This is a genomic window from Caballeronia sp. LZ024 (assembly GCF_031451455.1).
GTDB classification, from domain to species: Bacteria; Pseudomonadota; Gammaproteobacteria; order Burkholderiales; family Burkholderiaceae; genus Caballeronia; species Caballeronia telluris.
Genome location: NZ_JARUXL010000029.1, coordinates 1 through 1,533, shown reverse-complemented (window position 1 = coordinate 1,533; position 1,533 = coordinate 1). Strand labels below are relative to the sequence as shown.

Genomic DNA, 1,533 nt, shown 5'->3' with positions numbered 1-1,533 from the left:
GTCGGTCACGTTGATGAGGCGCTCGTAGACGATCTTCGCGCGCGCCTCGGCGGCAATGTTCGAGCGCAGATCGGCTGTCGGTTCCCCTATGGTGTCGATGTACGCTGCGGTCCAGGGCACGCCGGCCGAGTTGGTCAGCGCCGAGCCGCCGCCATAGAGCAGAGCGGTCGTGTGCGAGTCGTTGCCATTGCCGCTAAGCGACCGGTAAACCTCAGCCTCCGATTCCACCGCTTCAGCCAGTTGCCCCTTGGCACCTTTATTAAGCATTGCGACGATCGAGCCGATGACTTCGAGATGGCTCAGTTCTTCTGTGCCGATGTCGAAGAGCAGGTCCTTGCGGCCGGGATCATCTTCAGCGACGGCCTGGGTAAAGTATCGGCAGGCAGCGGCCAGTTCGCCTTGTGGTCCGCCGAACTGCTCGAGCAGAAGATTGGCAAGGCCGGGATTGGGAGCGGCCACGCGGACAGTGTATTGCAGGCGTTTGTTGTGCACGAACATATCAAAAGCTCCTTTCAGGGCGAACGATTTCCTTGCGCGGTTAGCGCGCAATCAAATTTGCAAGATAATTTGGATCGCGCAGCGACCGACAGGAACGCGGATGCGTCGTTTGCGGTCGCGGCTGCTGCGCGTCTCAGCGCTGAAATAGCCGCGCTGGCGTCGTGCGGCCGAGAAAGCCGCGTGCCGGATAGTGCGCGGCTGTTTCGCTTAAGAGCTTGAGCGGCCGCGCGTGGTCAGTTCAGCAACGCGCGTGCCATTCACGGGCGCTTGCGGCCGGCGCGGATCCGATGCGGGCATGAAGCGGTCAGGGAGTTTTGCAAAGTGTGGACAGCACGTGCTCTCGCTCTGTGGTCGGATGGCGACGCAGCGCTCGTCGCGTCGATCTTGGCTTGAGCGTCGACGCTGGCACTGTTTCAGCGCTACCAGGTACGACAGGATTCAACACCGTCGATCAGGCTTCCGAGTCTCGCTTGCTCGCTGGATGGCCGAGTTGGGACCCTGGTTCGACATCCGGGTCGAGGTGATCGTGCTCAGGCTGATATGGTCACTGTTCGGGATTGTCTTTTCCCTTCGGAACAAGGGAGGCGTCCATGCTGCCGTGCTCATTTTGTTCGTTCGTGCCGTCGGGCTTCTGCTTCACGTCTCCGTCATCGAGTTCTTTGCGGCGCTTGTCAGCGCGTTCTACCGGATCAAACGGCTCGGGATTCATGGCTGTTCCGCGGATAGTTGGTGTAGCGCATGCGGTAGCATTCGGAATGCCAGCGGAGAGCCAGGACGCTTGACGGATCCGGATTGCCGAAGCGCGGAAGGGCCCCGCTGATTCTTGCCTCTCCCAGTTCCGCCTGGACTTCGTCCCTGGTCTTCGCGTGCGGCGTTGCCGTGACCGTCTGCGGTTGCGCTTCGCTGCTGCTGATGTGTTTGCTTGCACGGGCTCATGTGCGATGTGGGCGCAGAAGCGAAGGAGCGCGGTGCTTGCCGTGCCGAGCGCGGTCGTCCCTGCTGAAACCAACTATCTGCTCAACCCCGGTCATCCAG

The 1,533-nt window shown here is 61.3% G+C and carries 2 protein-coding genes; both read right to left on the bottom strand.

Annotated elements, in window-relative coordinates:
• A partial coding sequence (locus QCE48_RS31535; protein WP_309794463.1) for a manganese catalase family protein occupies positions 1-498 on the bottom strand: 498 nt, incomplete at its 3' end.
• 544 nt (positions 499-1,042) lie between these two features.
• The gene (locus tag QCE48_RS31530) at positions 1,043-1,207 is read right to left on the bottom strand and encodes a hypothetical protein (RefSeq protein WP_309784646.1); all 165 of its coding nucleotides are present in this window, start codon (positions 1,205-1,207) and stop codon (positions 1,043-1,045) included.
• Positions 1,208-1,533: the final 326 nt, after the last annotated feature.

What these genes read in the sequence shown, in the direction of transcription:
- QCE48_RS31530 (WP_309784646.1), bottom strand. Translation starts at nt 1,207, where the DNA reads ATGAATCCCGAGCCGTTTGATCCGGTAGAACGCGCTGACAAGCGCCGC.